Source organism: Clostridium sp. HV4-5-A1G (assembly GCF_900184915.1).
Classification (GTDB): Bacteria; Bacillota; Clostridia; order Clostridiales; family Clostridiaceae; genus Clostridium_B; species Clostridium_B aromativorans.
The window spans coordinates 1-5546 of the sequence record NZ_FXYI02000212.1 but is presented as its reverse complement, the minus strand read 5'-3'; the positions used below and the strand labels follow the sequence as shown (position 1 = coordinate 5546).

Annotated in this window: 3 protein-coding genes and 2 riboswitches; of the genes, 2 read left to right on the top strand and 1 reads right to left on the bottom strand. The window is 35.0% G+C overall.

Translation table 11 applies throughout. From position 1 onward, the window contains the following. Positions 1-63: 63 nt before the first annotated feature. Positions 64-1347 carry an O-acetylhomoserine aminocarboxypropyltransferase/cysteine synthase family protein gene (locus tag J5G60_RS16300; RefSeq protein ID WP_150358502.1) on the bottom strand — a complete coding sequence of 428 codons (1284 nt, stop codon included), beginning with the start codon at positions 1345-1347 and terminating at the stop codon, positions 64-66. A 120-nt stretch (positions 1348-1467) separates the two neighbouring features. Then, a riboswitch (SAM riboswitch) is annotated at positions 1468-1577 on the bottom strand. A 130-nt stretch (positions 1578-1707) separates the two neighbouring features. After that, positions 1708-1793: riboswitch (SAM riboswitch) on the top strand. Between the two features lie 410 nt (positions 1794-2203). On the opposite strand from J5G60_RS16300, the gene J5G60_RS16295 reads away from it, so the two are divergent. Both J5G60_RS16295 and J5G60_RS16290 read left to right on the top strand, forming a co-directional pair. Continuing rightward, on the top strand, positions 2204-4600 hold the full coding sequence (locus J5G60_RS16295) for a homocysteine S-methyltransferase family protein (RefSeq protein WP_150358503.1): 2397 nt from the start codon (positions 2204-2206) through the stop codon (positions 4598-4600). Between the two features lie 102 nt (positions 4601-4702). Beyond that, the gene (locus J5G60_RS16290) at positions 4703-5389 is read left to right on the top strand and encodes a hydrolase (RefSeq protein WP_150358504.1); all 687 of its coding nucleotides are present in this window, start codon (positions 4703-4705) and stop codon (positions 5387-5389) included. Positions 5390-5546: the final 157 nt, after the last annotated feature.

Below are 5546 nucleotides of genomic sequence, written 5' to 3'. Positions count from 1 at the left end.
CTTTAAAATTAAATTATATAAAAAATTAGGGAATTTAAAGTAATTAGGGAACTTTGTTTATTATCAAGCTTTAGCTAGAGCTTGGTCTAAATCATATATAATATCATCAATGTTTTCCACACCAATTGAAAGCCTTATGAGATCAGGAGTTACTCCGGCAGCTTTCTGTTGTTCTTCGTTCAACTCTGCATGAGTAGTACTTGATGGGTGGATTACAAGGGACTTTGCATCTGCTACATTTGCAAGTAAAGAGAATAATTTTACGCTGTTTATAAATTTCTTTCCAGCTTCAAATCCGCCTTTTATTCCAAAAGTAAATATGGAACCTGCTCCCTTTGGAAGATATTTTTTAGCTAGTTCTCTATATGGGCTTCCTTCAAGTTCAGGATAGTTTATCCATGCAACCTTCGGGTGTTTACTTAAAAATTCAACTACTTTTCTTGTATTTTCAACATGTCTTTCAACTCTCAGTGAAAGTGATTCAAGTCCAAGCAAGAAATAAAATGCACTTTGAGGACTCAGTGTTGCACCTGTATTTCTTAAAAGTTGTACTCTGGCTTTTGTAGCAAATGCCACAGGACCTTGATCAGCATATACAAGTCCATTGTAGCTCTCATCAGGTGTAGTGAAATCAGGAAATTTACCACTTGCTCTCCAGTCAAATTTTCCACCGTCAACTATGACTCCACCTATGGTAGTTCCATGTCCACCTATGAATTTAGTTGCAGAGTGAACAACTACATCTGCCCCGTATTCTATTGGTCTTACCAGGTATGGAGTACCAAAAGTATTATCTATGATAAGTGGTATTTTATTTTCATGGGCTATATTTGCCACTGCTTCTATATCCAGTACATTTATTCTCGGGTTTCCTATGGTTTCAGCATAGACTGCTTTTGTATTGTCCTTGATTGCTTTTCTGATATTTTCAGGATCATCAGGATCTACAAATGTTACGTCGATTCCAAGTTTCTTTAAAGTTACTGAGAACAATTCATAAGTTCCACCGTAGAGGGTGCTGGCTGAAACTATGTTGTCCCCTGCATTTGCCACGTTTAATATAGAATATAATATTGCTGCCAAACCTGATGCTGTAGCAAGACCTGCACTTCCACCTTCAAGAGCTGCTATCCTCTGTTCAAATACATCTTCTGTGGGGTTCATTATTCTTGCATAAACGTTTCCTGGTTTTTTAAGCTGGAAAAAGTCTGCAGCTTCATCTGCATCTTTGAATACAAAAGATGTTGTCTGATAAATTGGAACTGCCCTTGCTCCCGTTGTTGGATCAGGCACTTGACCTGCATGTACCTGTAATGTTTCAAAACCTAATTTTCTCTCTTCACTCATTTTTACTTCCTCCTCATATTTCTTTATAATATATTAAATATTCTGGACGAAACTTCTATATATTTTGGCAAAATAAAAAATCTTCTTGTAGATGAGATACAAGAAGATTTTTCCTCATGCTCCTCATCTTTCAGGTTATACACCTGCTGGAATTAGCACCGTTGAATGAAAGTTATCATTCAGGTTGCCGGGCATCATAGGGCCAGTCCCTCAGCCGCTCTGGATAAGAAGTTCCGTATTTAATTGAGAAAATCATAACAGATCATGGGGGGGTTTGTCAAGGGGAAAATGAAAAAAAATGAAAAAATTTTATGTATTAAGTAATTGACAATTTCGATTTTAAGTATTAATATTAAAATATTCTTATCACGAGAGATTGAGGGACAGGCCCTATGAAATCCGACAACCGGCAATTGTGTATCGGTGTCAATTCCTGCAGAATAGAATCAAACAAGTTTTGCTGTTTATGTAAAAAAAGTTTTTAAGCATTGAACTTGTTATTTGCAGCATAGTTGATTTTAAAAGAATCTAAAGTTAACATGAATCTGCTGTGAAATTAATTCTGAAAGATAAGAAGGATTGGCTTTTTATGAAGTTATAAGCTGCTTTTCTTTCTTGTAGGAAGGCAGTTTTTTTATATGATTAATTGAAAATTCAGAGTCCCAACTATATTCAAATACCAAATCTGGCTGATTTTTATATATTGTGAATTGGATAAGTGTGGTGACCTTCGAATAGATCAATGTCTAAATGATAAAAAATGTATTATAATTATGACTATAATGTTAAAGAGAAATTAGTCGTCTATTATAGATATATGAGAAGTATAAGTTGTATTTGAAAAGGGGTGGAGTAAATGGTATTCAGAAATCCATTGGACAAATTTGACAAAAAATTTATTTTCTTTGACGGAGCTATGGGAACCATGCTTCAAAGATCAGGTCTTCAACCTGGAGAACTTCCAGAGATCCTAAATGTGACCAATGCTGAAATAATAAAAAAAATACATAGAGGATATCTGGAGGCAGGAGCGGATATAATAATATCCAATACTTTCGGAGCTAATGAACTTAAGTACAATTCTTCAAATTATAATATAGAAGATGTTATTACGGCCGGAGTGAAAATTGCAAAGGAAGAGGCGGCCTGCATGGGAAAATTAGTTGCTCTGGATCTGGGTCCAATAGGCCAAATAATGGAGCCAGCAGGTAATTTGAGCTTTGAAACGGCATATAAATTATTTAAAAATCAGGTTATTGTAGGTAAAAAAGCTGGAGCAGATTTGGTTTTAATAGAAACTATGTCTGATCTTTATGAAACCAAAGCAGCTATTCTTGCAGCCAAGGAAAATACAACTCTGCCGGTGTTTTGTACAATGACTTTTCAGCAGGACGGCAGAACTCTTATGGGTACGGATCCCAAAACAATGGTGGTTACATTGGAAGCGCTTGGGGTGGATGCACTTGGTGTAAATTGTTCTCTTGGACCATCTGAACTTCAGGGAATTGTAGATGAAATATTGGAGTATTCATCTATACCTGTTATGGTGCAGCCTAATGCGGGATTACCTAGGTATGATGGAAAGAATACAATCTATGATATAACACCAGAAGAATTTTCAAGAAATATGGCTATTATGGCGAAAAAAGGAGTTAGAATTTTTGGAGGATGCTGTGGTACCGATCCTGAATTTATAAAAGCTACTGTCAGTGCCCTTGAAAATATACAGCCTATTGATATAAAAGAAAAGGACTATACTGCAATTTGCTCTTCTACCAATACTGTAATTTTAGGGGAAGGTATAAAGATTATTGGTGAAAGGATCAACCCTACAGGAAGAGAGATATATAAAAAACAGTTAAAAAGTGGAGATGTAAGCTATATAGAAAAAGAAGCTGTAACTCAAAAGGAAGAGGGAGCTCATATATTGGGACTTAATGTAGGACTTCCTGAAATTGATGAAGTTAAAATGATGGAAAAAGCTATAAAGGCTATACAAAAGGTAGTGCGATTGCCTATAGATATCGATAGTCCAAATCCTAGTGTATTGGAGGCGGGAGCTAGAGTATACAATGGAAAGCCCATAATAAATTCTGTTAATGGAAGAAAAAATATCATGGAGAAAGTATTCCCAATAGTAAAAAAATATGGGGGATGTATAATAGCACTTACTATAGATGAAAAAGGAATACCAGACAGTGCGGAGGGAAGAGTTAAAATTGCAGAAAAGATAATTAAAACTGCAGCCTGTTATGGAATTAATAAAAAGGATATAATAGTTGACTGTCTTACGCTTACTGCTTCGGCACAGCAGAGGGAAGTCATGGAAACGGTAAAAGCTGTAAAACTTGTAAAAGAAAAATTTGGAGTAAAAACTGTATTGGGAGTGAGCAATATATCTTATGGACTTCCAAGAAGATGTATATTAAATAGGACTTTTCTTGCTATGGCGCTTGATGCTGGTTTGGATCTCCCCATTATAAATACTCAAGATCAGGGGGTTAAAGATGTTGTAGCTGCTTTTGAAGTTTTGGCGAATCTGGATAAAGAAGCAGATAATTATATATCCATATATGGGAGCAAAAATGATGTATTATCCAAGAATGATAAAGAAGATAAGGGTGAAAGTGAAGGAGATTTGAAATCGGCCATTATTGACGGAATAGAAGATCGGGCTGTAAGAATAACGTCACAGCTGTTAAAAAATAAAATGGCAGAGGAAATAGTTAATTATAATATAATTCCTGCCCTGGATGAAGTGGGGAGAATGTATGAGTCACAGGATATATTTTTACCACAGCTCATACAGTCAGCGGAGACAGTGAAAAAATCTTTTGAGATAATAAAGAAGAAAATACTAGAAGATGGAGAAAAAAATATAGAAAAGGGGAATATAGTATTAGCTACGGTAAAAGGCGACATACATGACATTGGAAAAAACATAGTGAAAGTACTTATGGAAAATTATGGATTTGACGTAATAGATTTAGGCAGAGATGTGGATATAGAGAAGATAGTGAATACTGTAAGAGAAAATGATATAAAGCTGGTAGGGCTCAGCGCACTTATGACCACTACTGTGATAAATATGAAAAAAACCATAGATGCTTTAAGAGAAAATGAGCTTCAATGTAAAATTGTAGTGGGAGGGGCAGTATTAAATCAAAATTATGCAGATATGATAGGGGCAGATTACTATGCGAAGGATGCCAGAGAAGCTGTAAAAATAGCAGAAGAAGTTTTTTCGGTATAGAAGATATATTCTTTAAATTAATGAAATTTTTATAGAATATTGCTTGCATTTAATGTAAAATATATTTGAGAAAAAAATTAAAACCGGTTTGGGGAGATAAAGATGAGTGAAAAAATTAATGAAAAAATTGCAAAGTATGTACCGGAAATAAGAGGGACACTTAGAGATCATATGATAAATCTCCCTCTTGTTATGAGAGAAGCTAGTGGAATAAAGGTTTTTGGAAAGAGAATAAAATCTCTTGCGTTTACTACTGATATAGCAATCATAAAGAACATAAATGCAGATGCAATTTTGGCGGTATATCCTTTTACGCCTCAGTCCGTTATAACGGAAGCTCTTGTTGCGGCTTCTGACGTACCCATATTTTGTGGTGTAGGAGGAGGACTTACTACGGGAAAACGTGTTATAAATCTGGCTCTTAATGCTGAATTTACGGGGGCTATGGGGGTAGTGGTCAATAGTCCTACATCTAATGAAATTGTAAGAGCTGTAAGAGATTCCATTGATATTCCAATTATAGTTACGGTAGTTTCTGAAAGGGATGATATTGGAAAGAGGATAGAAGCAGGTGCTTCAATATTAAATGTGTCTGCGGGTAAAAACAGTGCGGATTTGGTAAGAAAAATAAGACAACAATATGCTGAATTTCCTATAATAGCCACAGGAGGAAAAACAGAGGACAGTATCAGAGAAACTATAAGGGCAGGTGCAAATGCCATTTCATATACACCACCTTCGACGGCTGAATTATTTAAGGAAACCATGGAACGATACAGAAAAGCGTGAGAACAATGTATAGTACTATTTCATCACATCAAGTTTAAATAAAAATTGAATCTTTTTAGATTACGGGAATTAAACTGGAAATATAAATTTTAGATTATATTTTCAGTTTTTTTGTTACTAAAAGTATTGCATAATTATAATAATATATGTATAATTA